This window comes from Micromonospora sp. WMMD736, assembly GCF_049179015.1.
Lineage (GTDB): Bacteria > Actinomycetota > Actinomycetes > Mycobacteriales > Micromonosporaceae > Micromonospora.
Genome location: NZ_JBMHMI010000001.1, coordinates 6,586,765 through 6,603,424, shown reverse-complemented (window position 1 = coordinate 6,603,424; position 16,660 = coordinate 6,586,765). Strand labels below are relative to the sequence as shown.

Sequence of the window (16,660 nt, the reverse complement as noted above, 5' to 3'; positions counted from 1 at the left end):
CCGAACGCATGTGAACAGACAGGAAAGCGGGAGCACGTGCTACGCGAAGCGACGGCGGAAGACGTTCACCTGATGTTGTCCTGGCGTAATCAGGAAACCAACCGTCAGGTCAGCAAGACCAGTCACGAGATCACCGCCGAGGAGCACGCCCGGTGGTGGTCGGCGGTGCGCGACGACCCGACGCGGCGCGTCCTGATGTACGTCCACGACGACCGGCCCTGCGGTGTGGTCACCTTCTTCGACCTGCGGCTGGACGCCCCACGTACCGGGGCGTGGGGCTTCTACCTGGACGCGGATGGGCTGGCCGGGCGGGGCGGGACGCTGCCGGCCTGGCTCGGGGTGATGTCCGAGGCCGTGGAGTACGCCTTCGACGGGTTGCACCTGACGCGGCTCGACGGCGAGGTGCTGGCGCACAACACCGTCGTGCGGCAGATGAACCGACGTTTTCGATTCGTCGAGGGCACGCCACGACAGGAAGTCTCCGACGGCCGGGAAATCACCGTCATCCCGATTTCCCTGGCCCGCGAGGATCGCCGCCAGCGCTGATTGCCGCCACCATTTTGCATGCTGGCGGAAAAGCATTAACCCGGTGGACATCCGCCGTTCACGCCATTGCGGGTGTCCACCGGGCGAAACGAATGCCGGATCAGGCCCGCCGCCAGGCCGCCCAGTGCTGCCGCTCGTTGCCGCCGAGCCGGACGAAGCCGTACTTCGCGCCGTCCCAGTCGTCTGGCTGACCGGGCGCCCAGCGGGCGAACACCACCTGCGCGGCGGCGGGTGGCTGGTCGCGGAACCACCGCACGTCGGTCCAGGTCACCTGGTGGCTCAGGTTGAACCGCAGGATGTAGTGCACGCCGGTGGAGGCCCAGACCCGCTCGCCCTGGCGTACGCCGACGTCGGCGACCCGGGGGGTCGGCGCGGTGCTCGCCGCCATCGGCCGCACCAGCCGCTGGTCGATCACCTGCATGGTGAGGATGTTGACCACGACCAGGACGCCGAGCGCCGGCAGCCGCAGCCGGGGTACCCGGACCACGGCCACCAGCAGCACGCACGCGCCGATGCCGATCAGCGACCCGAGCACCGGCCGCATCTCGCGCCAACCGTTCGTCAACGCCATCAGGTCCGGCGCGCCGAAGCCGCCGTAGCGCAGCGAATGCCCCCGGCTGGCCACGTACGCGAGGCGACCGGCGACCAGCGCGCCACCGGCGACCAGCAGGCCCACCGCGACCGCCGCCCGGCGCAGCGCCACCCGGCGCTCCGCGGTGAGCAGCACCCCGAGCCCGACCAGCAGCCAGAACGGGGCGAGCATCTGCACGTAGCGGCCGTAGATCGCATCCAACGGCTTGCCGGTGATGCCGGCCAGGATCACCGACGCGCCGCTGGCGACCCCGACACTCACCACCAGCGCCACGCCCATCGTCCAACGGGTGGCGTCACCGTGACGCGGACGCCACAGTTCCTTGACGGCGGCGGCCCAGGCGATCCCGGCCATCCCGAACGTGATCACCACGAGGTACCAGAGTTGGGTGGTGACGGCCGCCCCGACGCGGACCACCCCCTGCGCGGAGGCGACGGCGGCCACGGTGCCGCCGCCGGGGGTGCTGCCCAGCAGGTAGACCTTGTCCCCGAGGAAGCGGATGCCGGCCTCGTTGACCAGCGCCAGGGCCAGCACCGGCAGCAGCGCCGCGAGCACCGCGACGGGGGTGATCCGGCGGCGCACGAACAGCAGCAGGACCAGGCCGGCGTGCACGGCCACGATCACCAGACCACGCGAGTGCAGCAGGTGGAACGCCCCCACCAGCAGGCCCACAGTGGTCGCGGCGAGTGGGCCGGGACGCTCGATCCAGCGGTGCACGGCGAGCAGCCAGGCGACCACGAGCGGCGCCATCACCGTGTCGATCATCGCGACACCGGCGTAGAAGGCGGTGGCCGGCAACGTGGCCGCCACCACCGCGGCGAGCAGTGCCGACGCGCGGGGCAACCGGAGCACCCTCCGGCCGAGGAGGTACGCCAGCGGCAGCAGCGTCGAGTTGACCATCGCGTTGATCAGCTGGACGAGGCGGTAGCTGTCGGCGAAGTCGTGGTGGCCGAGGAACGCGGGCGAGATGAGCATGGGGTATCCGACCCGGCGCAGCAGGTCGTTCTCGCTGCTGAACCCGCCCGGACCGCCGGCGAGGGCGCGGGCGGTGTTCAGGTAGCTGTCCTCGTCGGTGTGGGCGATGGGCAGCGCGATGTGCCGCGACAGCCACATGCGCCAGGCGACGCTCAGCACCCAACCGACGAACAGCAGCAGCGGCACCAGCCACCGGCGTGCGGGTGTCGCGGGTGGTGTCCCGGCCGGAACCGCCGGCCGTTCGATCACGTCGCTGCCGGTTGCCATCAACGCCTCCTGAACTGCCGACCGGACCGGCCGCTGGGCACGCCGATCCGGCTGGTGACGCTCGGGGATGAACCGCTCGCACCGAGACGGTGCGGATGTCGGGTGAACGCGGCGACCACGACGCACCCGAGGCTGCCGGGTCGCTCGCGCGGCCACTGTAGCGGCCCGATCTGCGCTGGTCAGCCCGCTTCCCGGACGGTCGGAAATGTTCGCCTGCGCGGTGCCCGCCATTCACGACGGCAGGGGAAGCGGTTAACCCGCGAGCGCCGGTGCGTTAACCCGCCGCCGTTAGCGTCTCACCCCGGTCGGCCGGCCGAGGGCCGCCGGTTCATCCACGATCACGGGAGCACCAAATTGAGTGAGTTGAATGGATCGTCCATTCTGATCACCGGGGGAACGGGTTCCTTCGGCAGGACCTTCCTCCGGCACATCCTCACCGAGGCCGACCCCGCCCGGGTGGTGGTCTTCTCCCGCGACGAGCTCAAGCAGTACGAGCTGCGCCAGCAGCTCGGCGACGATCCGCGCCTGCGCTGGTTCATCGGTGACATCCGGGACCGGCACCGCCTCACGCGCGCGATGCACGGCGTGGACCACGTGGTGCACGCCGCCGCCCTGAAGCAGGTGGACACCGCCGAGTACAACCCGTCGGAGTTCATCGCCACCAACATCACCGGCTCGCAGCACGTGGTCGACGCCGCGATCGAGGCGGGCGTCAAGAAGGTCATCGCGCTCTCGACCGACAAGGCGTCCAGCCCGATCAACCTGTACGGCGCCACCAAGCTGGTCGGCGACAAGCTGTTCGTCTCGGCCAACCACTACGCCGCGCACCACCCGACCCGGTTCGCCGTGGTGCGGTACGGCAACGTGGTCGGCAGCCGCGGGTCGGTGGTCCCGCTGTTCCACCGGCTGGCCGCCGAGGGCAAGAGCCTGCCGATCACCGACAAGCGGATGACCCGCTTCTGGATCACGCTTGAGCAGGCCGTGCAGTTCGTCATGGACTCGTTCGACCAGATGCAGGGTGGCGAGCTGTTCGTACCCCGGATCCCCAGCATGCGCATCCTCGACCTGGTCGAGGCCGTCGCGCCGGACGCCACCACCCACGAGATCGGCATCCGGCCCGGCGAGAAGCTGCACGAGGAGATGATCGCCCCGGACGACAGCCGACGGACGCTGCGCGCCAAGGACCGCTACATCGTCCAGCCGACCATCGCCGGTTGGGGTTACCAGCCGCCGGTCGACTGCGAGCCCGTGCCGGACGGCTTCGCCTACCAGTCGGACACCAACGACGAGTGGCTCACCGTCGAGCAGCTACGCGAGATGCTCGGCCTGACCGCATGACCGGAATGCTCCCGTACGGCCGGCAGTCGATCTCCGAGGAGGACGTCGCGGCCGTCGCCGACGTGCTGCGCGGCGACTGGCTCACCACCGGGCCGCAGGTCGACGCGTTCGAGGCCGACCTGGCGAGGGTGACCGGCGCGGCAGGTGTCGCCGCCGTCTCCAACGGCACCGCCGCGCTGCACGTGGCGTACGCGGCGGCCGGCGTCGGCCCGGGCGACGAGGTGGTGGTGCCGCCCATGACGTTCGTGGCGACCGCCAGCAGCGCCGTCGCCCTCGGTGCGAAGATCGTCTTCGCAGACGTCGAGGAGGAGACCTTCTGCCTCGACCCGGCGGCGGCCGCCGCCGCCGTCACCTCGCGGACGACTGTGGTCTCGGCGGTCGACTACGCGGGCCACCCGGCCGACTACGACGCGCTGCGCACGGCCGTCGAGGGCACCGACGCCCTGCTCCTCGCCGACGCGGCGCACTCCATCGGCGGGACGTACCGCGGTCGGCCGGTCGGCTCACTCGCCGACCTGACCACGTTCTCGTTCTTTCCGACGAAGAACCTCACCACCGCCGAGGGCGGCGGGGTCGCCGCGCTCGATCCGGAGATCGTGAAGCGGGCCCGCCGCTTCCGTGGCGTGGGCATGGTCCGCGAGCGCGACGACCTGCGCCGCCCCGACGAGGGCGGCTGGTTCTACGAGGTTTCCGAGTTCGGGCTGAACTACCGCCTGCCCGACGTGCTCTGCGCCCTGGGCCGCAGTCAACTGCGCCGGCTCGCCGCGTTCACCGCCCGCCGGGCCGCGCTGGTCGCCCGCTACGACGAGGCGCTGGCCGACCTGGACGGCGTACGACTGCCGGTCCGCAAGTCGTGGGCCGACCCGGCCTGGCACCTCTACCCGATCCGGGTGCTCGACGGCCGTCGCCGCGAGGTGTACGACCGGATGCGCGCCGCCGGGATCGGCGTGCAGGTCAACTACATCCCGGTGCACTGGCACCCGGCCTTCGCCGACCTGGGTTACCGGCGCGGGTCGTGCCCGGTGGCCGAGTCGTTCTACGCACAGCAGCTGTCGCTGCCGCTGTACCCGGGACTCAGCGACGCCGACCAGGACCGCGTCATCGACGCGCTGACCGCGATCCTGCGGGGCAGCGCGGTGCGTTCCGCCGCCTGATGGGAAGCTGATGCACCACGCGAACCACTTCTACGGCCATGCCCACGTGCTGGCCCGGTACGCCGGCCTCGGCGACCGGCATCCGCCCCGGATCAACGGGTACGTGCAGCACGGCTGGAACATCGGCGACGGTCTCGCCCCGGGTCACCCGTACGCCGACCGCACGCCGAGCCTGCTCTGGTCCGAGCAGACCCGCCGCCGGGCCTGGTCGGTGGGGCGGCGCAACGTCGTCGTGATCGGCGCCCCGTTCAGCTACCTGCTGGCCATGCGTCCCGACGACCCGCCGGAGCAGGAGCGGGAGGGCACCATCTGGTACCCGTTCCACGGCTGGGAGGGCCAGCACGTCAAGGGCGACCACCGGGAGCTGATTGCGCGCATCCGCGACACCGAGCCCGGTCCGGTGACGGTCTGCCTCTACTGGCACGAGTACGGCATGCGCCACGTCCGGCGGCTCTACGAGCGCGCCGGGTTCCGGGTGATCTGTCACGGCTACCGGGGACACTGGTGGAAGGACACCGATCCGGAGTTCCTCGACAAGCAACTGACCGAGCTGCGCCGGCACCGGCGGGTAGCATCCAACCGGCTGACCAGCGCGATCTTCTACGGCATCGCGGCCGGTTGCGAGCCGGCGGTCTACGGCGACCCGATGATCTTGTCCAACGAGGACCCGACCTTCGGTGGCACCGCCCGCATCCGTCGCCAGTGGCCGGAGCTGCACGGCACCCAGGTCGACCTGCCCACCGCCGTGTCGATCGCCCGCGCGGAGCTGGGCGTCGACCACCGCTGCACCCCGGCCGAGCTGCGTGAGCTGCTCGGCTGGGCGAACCTTCCGGAAGAAGAAGAGGACGACAGTGACGACTGAGACGGCACCCGCCGGCCGGATCACCCTGCCCGGCGGCGAGATGCTGGCCTGGTCCGACCTGCCGAAGAAGCGGTTGGCCGACGGCGGGCCGCTCGCCGCGCTGGCCGCCCGCGTCGTGCCGCCCGGCGCGCGGGTCCTGCTCGCCGGGCCGCACGACCCGGCGCTGCTCGACCGGCTCGCCCACGCCGAGGTGACCTGTCTGCTGCGCAGTCACCCGGACGCGGTGGCGCTCGCCCAGCGGGCCGCCCGCGTCATCGTGGGCGGCCCCGCCGGCCTGCCCGACGACCAGACGTACGACGTGGTGATCGCCGCCGCCGGCCTGGATCCGATCGAGTCGGTGGAGGGCACCCGGCTCGGCTGGGACGGTGTGCTGACCCGGCTGGTCGCGGCGGTACGCCCCGGCGGCACGTTGCTGCTGCGCCTGGACAACCCGCTCGGACTGCACCGGCTGGTCGCCACCACCCCCTGGTACGCCGCCCGCGACGACTCCGCCTGGCTGATCGGGGGCGTGCTCGATGCGGCGCACCCCGCCAACCGGGACCAGCTCCGCCAGCGGCTCACCGACAGCGGGCTCCGCCCGAGCGCCTGCTGGGCCGCGTACCCCGCTGGCGCGACGGCGACGGCGCTGCTCGACGCCGACCAGCTCGACCGCGGCGCGGACCGGGGGCTGTTCGACGCGGTGTTGCACGGCGCCTGCGTGGGCGCGTTCGCCCCCGCCACGGTGCTCCAGGACCCGGCCCGGCTGGCGGTGGACGCCCTGCACGCCGGGCGCGCGGCCGACCTCGCACCGGCCTGGCTGATGCTGGCCCACCGACCCGGCGCAGCCACCGACTGCCCAGCCGACGGGGAGCTGCCGGTGGCGTTGGTGCAGACGGGCTCGTCCGGCCAGCCCGGGATCGGTGTGCTGGAGGTGCGCGACGGCCCGTCCGGCTGGCGGTGGGGGCACGTCGCCACCGCCGGCACCAGCGCACCGCCGTTCGCCAGTCGCGCGGCCGCGTACCGCGACCCCGCCGCGCTGACCGGACCGGTGCCGGCCGGGCGGCTGCTGCACACCCTGCTGCTCGACGCCGCGCTGCGCCGCGACCTGACCACGGTGCGGACGCTGCTGCACGGGTACGCGGGCTGGCTCGCCGACCAGGCCGACGCCGACGGACGGCTCACCGGCGCCGCCGCGCTGGCCGGCGCCGACAACATGGTGGTCGACGGGGAGCGCTTCGCGGTGCTCGACCCGAGTTGGCGGGCCGCCGACCGGCTCCCGGGCGACGTGGTGCTGGCCCGCGGGCTGTGGCGCTTCGCGGCGGCCCTGCTCACCGGCGGGTACGCCCACCCGTGGTCGTCCACCCTGGACGTCGCCGGCCTCACCGTCGTCCTCGGCGGGCTCGCCGGCCACGACCTGGACCGGACGACGGTGGCCGAGGCGGTCCGGGCCGAAGCGGCGATCACGGCCAGCCTGCACGGCCTGGACGCCGAGCACCGCACCGCCCTCACCGACGAACTCCAGGCGGTCGAACCGACCGACCCGCCGCTCGGGGCGCACAGCTACCAGCAGTTGCGCGAGGCGTGGCTGCGCCAACGCGAGGAGATCAGCCGGCTCGCGGCCCTGACCCGGTGGACCGACGAGCTGCTCACCTCCCGGGAGCGGGCGCTGCGCCGGGCCGAGGCGAAGATCGGCCTGCTCAGCGGGTCCATCAGCTACCGGGTCGGCCGGCTCGCCATCACCCCCGCCCGGCTCGCCAAGCGGGGTGCGCGGGCCGCGAAGCGGCGGGCGCGAGCAGCCCTCGCCCCGAAGCAGCTCGTCACCGAGCAGGAGGAGCAGCAGTGAGCGGCGACGACAACGAGCCCGCGACGGCGGGCCGCGCTGGCCCTGCCGCGCGACCCGACTCGACGACGCAGCCTGACCCGACGACGCGGCCCGAGCCGACGACGCAGCCCGAGCCGACGACGCGGCCCGAGCCGACCACGCGGCCCGAGCCGACCACGCGGCCCGAGCCGACGGCCGGCACGGGCGCGGCCGTCGCGCCGCGGATCGTCGGCATCGTGCAGGCGCGGATGGGTTCGTCCCGGCTGCCCGGCAAGGTGCTGCGCCCGCTCGCCGGGCGGTCCGTGCTCGGCCGCGTCGTGCGCGCCGCCCGCGACAGCGGCGTCCTCGCCGACCTGGTGGTCGCCACGAGCACCGACCCGGTCGACGACGCGGTGGTCGACGAGTGCCGCCGGCTCGACGTGCCGTGCCATCGGGGGCCCGTCGACGACGTGCTGGACCGGTTCGTGGGCGCGCTCGCCGCCCACCCGGGCGACGCGGTCATGCGGTTCACCGCCGACTGCCCGCTGCTCGACCCGGAGATCATCACGCTGGTCGCCTCGGTGTACCGGGCTGTCCCCGGGTTGGACTACGCGAGCACGTCGATCGCGCGCACCCTGCCCCGCGGGCTGGACGTCGAGATCATCCGCGCGGATGCCCTGCGCACCCTGGACCGGCTCGCCACCGGCCACCACCGGGTGCACGTGACCTCGTACGCGTACACCCATCCGGAGCTGTTCCGGGTGCTCGGGGTGACCCTCACGCCGGACCGGTCGGCGCTGCGGCTGACCCTCGACACCGAGCAGGACTGGGAACTGGTGAGCGCGGTCGCCGACCACTTCGGCGACGTCAGCGTGCCACTGGCCAAGCTCGCCGACTGGCTCGACGGGCAACCCCGGTTGCGCGCGCTGAACGCCGACGTACGCCAGAAGCGGCTGGAGGAGTCCTGAGCACGCTACGGGTGGGGCTGCGCTGCGACGCCGGGCCCCGACGCGGCGTCGGCCACCTCGTGCGCTGCCTGGCCCTCGCCGAGGAGTTCCTGGCCCGGGGCGCCCACGTCGCGGTGTTCGGCACGGTCGAGCGGGTCGGCTGGGCCAGCGCCGAACTCGCCGCGCGCGGCATCGAGCTGCATCCCGGCCCCGAGTCACCGGACGAGCTGGTCGAGGCGGCCCGACGACACGACCTCGACGTGGTGGTCCTCGACTCGTACGAACTGGACCCGGCCGGGGCCGGCGCCCTGCGGGCGGCGGGCGTGTTCACCCTCGCCGTGATCGACGGGGACAGCCGGGGCCAGGACGCCGACCTCTACCTCGACCAGAACTTCGGGGCGCGGCATCCGGCGCTGCCCGGGCGGCTGCTCGCCGGCAGCGGGTACGCCCTGCTGCGCGACTCGGTAGTGACCGCCCGTCCGGCGACGCCCCGGCCCGCCACGACGGTCGGCAGGCCCCGGGTGCTCGCCTTCTTCGGTGGCACCGACGCGGTCGGCGCGGCACCGGCGCTGACCCGGGTACTGCTGGCCACCGGCCACCCGATGGACCTCACGGTCGTCGTCGGGCGACCCGAGATCGAGGCCGAGTTGGAGGCGATCACCCCCGGGCGGGGGCAGGTGGTCCGTCCCGTACCGCCGACCGGCTCGCTGCCCGCCCTGATCACCGAGGCGGACCTCGTGGTCAGCGCCGCCGGCACCTCCACCTGGGAACTGTGCTGCCTCGGCGCGCCCGCGGCGCTGGTCTGCGTGGTCGACAACCAACGCGAGTCGTACACCCGGGTGGTGCACCACGGCCTGGCCGCCGGCCTCGGCGAACTGCCGGACCTGACCGCCACCGGGCTGCCCGGGCGGACCGCCCGGGCGACTGCGGCGCGGACGCTCAACGGGCTGCTCAGCTCGCCGCGACGCCGCGCGGCGCTGGCCGCCCGAGCCTGGGCCGCCGTGGACGGCCAGGGCCGCGCCCGCGTCGTGGACGCGGTGCTGGAGGCGGTAACCCCCACCCCCGCCGTGCCCTGACCCCACCCCCGCGATCTTGCACTTTCTGTCGCGACACATCGGGCAACTCCCCCCGTGTCGGCAACCGAAAGAGCAAGATCGACGCGGACACGGGTAGGGCCCACGGTCCGGGACGCGGGACTCGCACGGGTGTACTAACGTGCTGCTAGGGTGGCTTCATGGAGGCCGTCTATCAGCCATCGATGCTCGATCTGGCCGACACGGGGCCGACCCTGGGGTCACTGACCGGCTCGATCCGGCGGCACCAGCTGAGTCGGGGTGCCTGGGTCGACCATCTGCCCGGTTGGGTGCACGGCTCGGACGCCGTCCTCGACACGCTGCTCACCGAGGTGCCGTGGCGCGCGGAGCGCCGGACCATGTACGACAGCGAGGTCGACGTGCCCCGCCTGCTCTGCTGGTACGACGGCGAGCGGCAACTGCCGCACCCCGTCCTCACGGCCGCCCGCACGGCCCTGACCCGGCACTACGCACCCGAGCTGGGCGAACCCTTCGTCACCGCCGGCATGTGCCTCTACCGCACCGGCCGCGACAGCGTCGCCTGGCACGGCGACACCATCGGCCGCTCCGCGCACACCGACACCATCGTCGCGATCGTCTCGTTCGGCTCACCCCGACCGCTGCTGTTGCGCCCGCGCGGCGGCGGCGACAGCCTGCGCTTCCCCGTGGGCCACGGCGACCTGATCGTCATGGGCGGCTCCTGCCAGCGCACCTGGGAACACGCCATCCCCAAGACCACCCGCCCGGTGGGCCCCAGGGTGAGCGTCCAGTTCCGCCCCATCAACGTCGCCTAACAGTGCCGCCCCCGGCGGTCAGTCGCGTTCGATGAGGTGGCCCACCACCGTTGGGCCGAGCATCACGGCGAAGCCGCTGCCGTCTCGGCGGGGGTCCGCCGCCGGCAGTTCGACCGGCTCTCCGGTGGCGGTCGCGCCGACCGGGCGCGGCCCCACCCAGGCCACGGCGACGTCCGTCTCACCCTTGAGGAAGCGGTGGGCACGCACGCCGCCGGTCGCCCGGCCCTTCGCCGGGTACGCCTGGAACGGCGTGACCTTGACCGTCGCTCCGGTTGAGGTGACCACCATCGGCTCGCCGTGACCCGGATCGTCGGTGCGTACCGCGCCGAAGAAGACCACCCGCGCCCCGGCCGGCAGGTTGATGCCGGCCATGCCACCGCCCTTGAGGCCCTGCGGGCGGACCAGGCCGGCCGCGAAGCGCAGCAACGACGCCTCCGAGGTCACGAACGTCAACGTCGCGGTGTCGTCGGTCAGCCAGGTCGCCCCGACCACCTCGTCACCGTCCCGCAGGCCGATCACCTCGAACTCGTCGGAGCGCACCGGCCACTCCGGGGCGCAGATCTTGACCACGCCCTGCCGGGTGCCCAGCGCCAACCCGGGTGAGCCCTCGGCGGCGCCCCCGAGCGGGGCCAGACCGACGACGGTCTCCCCCGCCTCCAACGGCACCAGCTCGGCCGCGGACATGCCGCCGCGCAGCGACACCGTGCCGGCCTGCTCGGGCAGCACGGGCAGCGGCAGTACGTCGATCTTGAAGGCACGGCCCGCGCTGGTGACCAGCAGCACCCGGCCACGGGCCGTGGAGTGCACGACGGCGCGTACCGTGTCGTGCTTGACCCGGCCGTTGCGCCGACGCCCCTCGGCGCTCTCCTCCGACTCGGCCGCGGTCCGGGCGACCAGCCCGGTCGCGGAGAGGATCACCTGGCAGGGGTCGTCGGCGACCTCCAGCGGGCCGGCCGGCACGGACGCCGCCAACACCTCCTTCAGGTCACCGTCGACGAGCGTCGTACGCCGTTCCGTGCCGAACTGCTTGACCACGGCCGCCAGCTCGTCGGAGACCAGCTTCCTGAGCACCCGCTCGTCGTCGAGGATCGTGGACAGCTCGGCGATCTCGGCACGCAGCCGCTCCTGCTCGGCCTCCAGCTCGATCCGGTCGTACTTCGTGAGGCGACGCAGCGGCGTGTCCAGGATGTAGGTGGCCTGGATGTCGGAGAGACCGAACTGGCTCATCAGAGCGTCCTTGGCCGCCTGCGCGTCGTCGCTGCCACGGATCAGGCGGACCACCCGGTCGATGTCGAGCAGCGCGATCAGCAGACCGTCGACCAGGTGCAGCCGCTCCTGACGCTTGCGGCGACGGTAGGAGCTGCGCCGGGTGACCACCTCGTACCGGTGGGCGAGGAATACCTCCAGCAGGGCCTTCAACCCGAGGGTACGGGGCTGACCGTCGACCAGCACGAGGTTGTTGACGCCGAACGACTGCTCCAACGGGGTCAGTCGGTAGAGGTCGGCGAGCAGCGCCTGCGGGTTGACCCCGACCTTGCACTCGATGACGAGGCGGGTGCCGCTCTCCCGGTCGGTGAGGTCCTTGACGTCGGCGATGCCGGTCAGCCGCTTGGTCTTGGTGACCTCGTTCGTGATCGCCGCGATGACCTTCTCCGCGCCGACGCCGTACGGCAGCTCGACCACGGTGATCGCCTGCCGGCCCCGGCTGCCCTCGATCGGGCCGATCTCCACCTTGCCGCGCATCCGCACCACGCCGCGCCCGGTCTCGTACGCGCGGCGCACCTCGTCGAGGCCGAGCAGCACGCCGCCGGTGGGCAGGTCGGGCCCGGGGACGAACTCCATGAGTTTGTCCAGGGTGGCGTCCGGGTGGTTGATCAGCCAGCGGGCCGCCGAGACGACCTCGGCGAGGTTGTGCGGGATCATGTTGGTGGCCATGCCGACCGCGATCCCGGACGCCCCGTTGACCAGCAGGTTGGGGAAGGCCGCCGGCAGCACGGTCGGCTGCGTCAACGACCCGTCGTAGTTGGGCTCGACGTCGACCGTGTCCTCGCCCAGCTCACCGACGAGCAGCATGGCCTCGCGGGACATCCGCGCTTCTGTATATCTTGACGCAGCCGGGCCATCGTCCGGGGATCCGAAATTGCCATGGCCGTCGATGAGCGGCACGTTCAACGAGAAGTCCTGGGCGAGGCGGACCATCGCGTCGTAGATCGCCGTGTCGCCGTGCGGATGGTACTTGCCCATGCAGTTGTGGACGACGTAGCCCTCGGCGACAAACGCGTGCTCGTCACTGCCGACCTGAATGTCGTACGTGTCGTCGGGCGACACACGCTGAACCGAGGTGACCCGAAGAAACGAACTTCCCACCAACGCGTCCAGTCGGGCTGCGAGTGGCGAGCCGAGGCGGTGGAGCTTGTTGATCCAACCGTCTCGGACCGCACGCTCCAACTGGAAGGATCGATCCGCAAGTGCCACGCCATTGCGGTCCTTGCCGTACCTCACCTTGGGGCTGCCGCTCGCCGAGAGCGAGGCGCGAAACGCCTGGCCGTCCTGGTCCCGGAACCACCCGCCGCCCTGATGCGCGGCTGTGAACTCCGCGATGACCGGCCCGTACGGCAACCGGTCGTTGCCCTGCTTGCCGCTGTACTCGTAGCCGATATCGGTGACGCGCTGCAAGCCGTCGTGCTTGTATCCGATTCGCACCCAGGGCAGCAGCAGACGGGCAAGCTCCGCGGCGTCCCGCCCAGAGACCGAGAGACCAAAAAGTGAGTTACCCGCGGAGGCGCGACGGCTGGTCCAGTGATGTCCATGCAACCCAAGGTCGGCGAGCATGGCGTAGATCTGCCGTACCAGCATCTCGCTCGTGCTGACGAAGACGATCTCCCTGAAGCGCTTACGCACGTAACCGTCTCCGTCGAAGAAGCCAGCGAGGAACGGCGCCCACGCCGACCTGTTCTCGACGATGTCGCGGGGTATGTACTTGTCCCGGCTGAGCGGCTCGGTCGCCTCCAACAGCCCTTCGTGCCGACTGAAGGTCAGAATGTGCTGGTCGCGGTGGAGGTGATTGCGCGCCTCGCGCTTACCTCGCGAGACGTTCAATCCACTGGCGACGGCCCAGCCGTGAGCGACATCCAGCGGCTCGACGTCACACATGTGGATTCGGACCCGACCGTCCGCCTCGCGAGACCGATGGACAGGGAAGCCTTCGGCCACCAGCAGCCCGCGCACATAGTCGTAGACGTCTCCGGCGGCAGTCGGTAGCGCGCTGCGACGACTGCCGTAGGCCAATGTCAGTCGCCCCGCGAGATCCCGAGCCTCCACCCATTCAACCGAAAGGTCATCGGCGACCACGCGGAAGCGCTGGCCGGGCGTGACGAGCATCGTGTGCCCGTTGCTCCAGGTCACGCGCACGAGCTCGGAGGTCGGATTCCGATAGACAGCAGTCACCGGCACGGAGGCTCCATCGCCGTCGAGCACGAGGTCCCCGACTTCGATCTCCTCAATTGCCCGCAGACCGTCGGGCGTCGAGACGAGTGTGCCGGCAACGAAGCAGTCACCGACAATTCGGGCACTCTTCACGTGCCCTCGATCGGGGCGGTAGCCCTGCTCGTACATTGACCAGAGGATCCGACGGTGTACGGGCTTGAGTCCGTCACGGGCGTCCGGCAGGGCGCGGGAGTGGATGACCGAGAAGGCGTACTCCAGATAGGAGTCGGAGACCTCGGTGACCAGCGGATTGTCGAAGACCCGCGCGCCGGCCTGGTCGAACGAGGAGAGGTCGACCTTGTTTTCCTTGCGGCGTGCCATGACTCAGCTCTCCACTCGAATGAAACGTCGGCTCATGCGTCGATCGCCTCACGGTCGACCCGGTCGGCGGAGTCGATCAGCCAGTTGCGGCGCGGCTCGACCTTCTCGCCCATCAGCAGTTCGAGGATGCGCTCGGCGGCGTCCACGTCGTCGAGGGTGATCCGGCGGACCGCCCTGGTGGCCGGGTTCATCGTGGTCTCCCACAGCTCGTCGGCGTCCATCTCACCGAGGCCCTTGAAGCGCGGGATGGGCGTGACGATCTGCTTGCCGGCCTTCTCCAGCTTGCGGACCGTCGCCTCCATCTCGGCCTGGGTGTAGGTGTAGACAGTCTGCGGACTCCGCCCCTTGGTGGTGATCTTGTGCAGGGGTGGCATCGCGGCGTAGAGCCGGCCGGCCTCGATCAACGGCCGCATGTAGCGGGCGAACAGGGTGATCAGCAGCGTACGGATGTGCGCGCCGTCCACGTCCGCGTCCGCCATGATCAGTACGCGGCCGTAGCGCAGTGCGGAGAGGTCGAACGTCCGGCCCGAGCCCGCGCCGAGCACCTGGACGATGGCGGCGCACTCGGCATTGTCCAGAACCTGTTGGAGGTTGGCCTTCTGCACGTTGAGGATCTTGCCGCGGATCGGCAGCAGCGCCTGGTACTCCGATGAGCGGGCCATCCGGCTCGTGCCGAGGGCGCTGTCACCCTCCACGATGAACAGCTCGCTGCGGTCGATGCCGGTCGCGCGGCAGTCGACCAGCTTCGGCGGCATGGACGCGCCCTCCAGGGCGGTCTTGCGCCGGGCGGCGTCCTTCTGCTGTTTCTGGGTGAGCCGCACCCGGGCCGCGTCGACGATCTTCTGTAGGACGACGCGCGCCTCGGCCTTGGTGCGCCGGTCCTCCAGCCAGGACTTGACGTGCGCGTCCACCAGGCTCTGGATGACCTTGGTGATGCCGGTGGTCGACAGCTCGTCCTTGGTCTGGGAGGTGAACTGCGGCTCGGGGATCCGCACGTGCACCACGGCGGTCATCCCCTCCAGGACGTCGTCCAGGGTGGGTGGCTCCTCCTTGGCCTTGAGCAGGCCGCGGGTGTTGCGGACGGCGTCGGCGAGCGTGCGCACCAGCGCCCGCTCGAAGCCCTTGCGGTGGGTGCCGCCGTGGGCGTTGCGGATGGTGTTGGTGAAGCACTCGACGGTGCGCTCGTAGCCGGTGCCCCAGCGGAACGCCACCTCGACCTCGGCGCGGCGCTGCACGTTCGACTGCATGACGCCGTTGGCGTCGGCGGCGTTCTCCCGGTACGTCCCCTCGCCGTTGACCAGCAGGATGCCGGAGACCGGGCGGTCGCCGGCCGGCGCGAGGAACTCGACCATGTCGCTGAGCCCGTTGGGGTAGTGGAACCGCTCCTCGACGGGTGCCTCACCGGTCGCATCGCGCAGCAGGTACGTCACACCGGGGACCAGGAACGCGGTGTTGCGCAGCTTCATCCGGACCGCGTCGACGTCCAGCGCCGCGCCGGTCTCGAAGTAGCGCGCGTCGTGCCACCAGCGGATGGAGGTGCCGGTGCGCTGGCCGCGCTTCATCGCCCCGGTCACCTGCAGGCCCGGACCGGCGGTGAAGGGCGCGTCCGGCCCGGAGCCGTCGAAGATCCCGGGTACGCCGTGCCGGAAGGACATCGCGTGGACCTTGCCGCCCCGGCGGACGGTCACGTCGAACCGGCGGGACAGCGCGTTGACGGCGGAGGCGCCGACGCCGTGCAGGCCGCCGGAGGTCTTGTAGCCGGAGCCGCCGAACTTGCCGCCCGCGTGCAGGCGGGTCAGCACCAGCTCGACGCCGGAGATGCCGGATTTGGCGTGCACGTCGGTGGGGATGCCCCGGCCGTCGTCGTCGACCTGCACCGAGCCGTCGGGGTGCAGGATCACTTCGACGTGGCTGGCGTGACCGGCGACGCCCTCGTCGGTGGAGTTGTCGAGGATCTCGTTGACGAGGTGACCCACGCCACGGCTGTCGGTGGAGCCGATGTACATGCCGGGCCGCTTGCGAACGGCGTCCAGCCCCTCGAGGTGGGTGAGGTCATCGGCCCCATACAGGGTGTCAGGCTCTGCGGTCAACTGGTTCGTACTCCCCGGTCTCGGCGGTGTGGTGCGGCGTCCCAACTGTCGGTCGGCCGGCGCGCGCCGCAGCGAGCCTAGCCCGAGACTGAGACAACTCCCGGAGGACCTACGCGACCCGCCGTGCTCGACCCGGTGAACGTGAGCCATCGAACAGCGGCGCGGTGAGCAGGGAGTCACGCACAGATACCCAGGTCGGTACGATTCCGCATTTCCGGGGACGACGCACGCGGGCAGGCAGCCGGGGGCGAACAAGACGCCCCGTGACGCCCTGCGGCGCTCCCTGAGTAGCGCTCGGCGCGGCCGGTGTCACCCCTGACGTAGTCGGCGGTCCGCCGTTCATCGCCCTCCACAGTGGGCGCACGCCGCTGCGCCGACATCCACGTGTCGATCGTCGAAAGATTCTGTTACGGGCCATTGACGCCCGTTGCACGG

The 16,660-nt window shown here is 71.6% G+C and carries 11 protein-coding genes and 2 pseudogenes; 8 read left to right on the top strand and 5 right to left on the bottom strand.

Translation table 11 applies throughout. The annotated features are described in order from the left end of the window. Positions 1-36: 36 nt before the first annotated feature. Entirely contained in the window at positions 37-546 is a 510-nt protein-coding gene (locus ACN269_RS30015) for a GNAT family N-acetyltransferase (protein ID WP_421475596.1), read from the top strand. 100 nt (positions 547-646) lie between these two features. On the opposite strand, the gene ACN269_RS30010 is transcribed toward ACN269_RS30015, so the two are convergent. Continuing rightward, a complete protein-coding gene (locus tag ACN269_RS30010) occupies positions 647-2,380 on the bottom strand; it encodes a hypothetical protein (protein WP_421475595.1) in 1,734 nt (577 codons plus the stop codon). 354 nt (positions 2,381-2,734) lie between these two features. On the opposite strand from ACN269_RS30010, the gene pseB reads away from it, so the two are divergent. The 7 genes from pseB (at position 2,735) to ACN269_RS29975 (ending at position 10,328) form a co-directional block, all read left to right on the top strand. Continuing rightward, positions 2,735-3,718, top strand: a complete 984-nt coding sequence (gene pseB / locus ACN269_RS30005) for a UDP-N-acetylglucosamine 4,6-dehydratase (inverting) (protein WP_355050345.1) — start codon at positions 2,735-2,737, stop codon at positions 3,716-3,718. Then, positions 3,715-4,872, top strand: a complete 1,158-nt coding sequence (locus ACN269_RS30000; RefSeq protein ID WP_421475594.1) for a DegT/DnrJ/EryC1/StrS family aminotransferase — start codon at positions 3,715-3,717, stop codon at positions 4,870-4,872. The genes pseB and ACN269_RS30000 overlap by 4 nt, the downstream gene beginning before the upstream one ends. Before the next feature lie 10 nt (positions 4,873-4,882). After that, positions 4,883-5,734, top strand: a complete 852-nt coding sequence (locus ACN269_RS29995) for a hypothetical protein (protein ID WP_421475593.1) — start codon at positions 4,883-4,885, stop codon at positions 5,732-5,734. Next, positions 5,724-7,556, top strand: coding sequence for a class I SAM-dependent methyltransferase (locus tag ACN269_RS29990; protein ID WP_421475592.1), 1,833 nt, complete (start codon positions 5,724-5,726; stop codon positions 7,554-7,556). Before ACN269_RS29995 ends, ACN269_RS29990 begins: the two co-directional genes overlap by 11 nt. Before the next feature lie 203 nt (positions 7,557-7,759). Beyond that, on the top strand, positions 7,760-8,482 hold the full coding sequence (locus tag ACN269_RS29985) for a cytidylyltransferase domain-containing protein (RefSeq protein ID WP_421476642.1): 723 nt from the start codon (positions 7,760-7,762) through the stop codon (positions 8,480-8,482). Continuing rightward, positions 8,479-9,537, top strand: a complete 1,059-nt coding sequence (locus ACN269_RS29980) for a PseG/SpsG family protein (protein WP_421476640.1) — start codon at positions 8,479-8,481, stop codon at positions 9,535-9,537. Before ACN269_RS29985 ends, ACN269_RS29980 begins: the two co-directional genes overlap by 4 nt. A 158-nt stretch (positions 9,538-9,695) precedes the next feature. Next, entirely contained in the window at positions 9,696-10,328 is a 633-nt protein-coding gene (locus ACN269_RS29975; protein WP_421475591.1) for an alpha-ketoglutarate-dependent dioxygenase AlkB, read from the top strand. A gap of 18 nt (positions 10,329-10,346) precedes the next feature. Here ACN269_RS29975 and ACN269_RS29970 read toward each other — a convergent pair whose 3' ends face one another. The 4 genes and pseudogenes from ACN269_RS29970 to ACN269_RS29955 form a co-directional block, all read right to left on the bottom strand. Next, positions 10,347-12,656: a DNA topoisomerase (ATP-hydrolyzing) gene (locus tag ACN269_RS29970; protein ID WP_421476638.1), complete on the bottom strand. Its 2,310-nt coding sequence runs from the start codon at positions 12,654-12,656 to the stop codon at positions 10,347-10,349. A gap of 417 nt (positions 12,657-13,073) precedes the next feature. Then, a pseudogene (locus ACN269_RS29965) lies at positions 13,074-13,823 on the bottom strand (LAGLIDADG family homing endonuclease); the annotation flags it as partial. Between the two features lie 54 nt (positions 13,824-13,877). After that, positions 13,878-14,135: pseudogene (locus ACN269_RS29960) on the bottom strand (DNA gyrase subunit A); the annotation flags it as partial. 32 nt (positions 14,136-14,167) lie between these two features. Next, positions 14,168-16,225, bottom strand: a complete 2,058-nt coding sequence (locus ACN269_RS29955) for a DNA gyrase/topoisomerase IV subunit B (RefSeq protein ID WP_421475590.1) — start codon at positions 16,223-16,225, stop codon at positions 14,168-14,170. Positions 16,226-16,660: the final 435 nt, after the last annotated feature.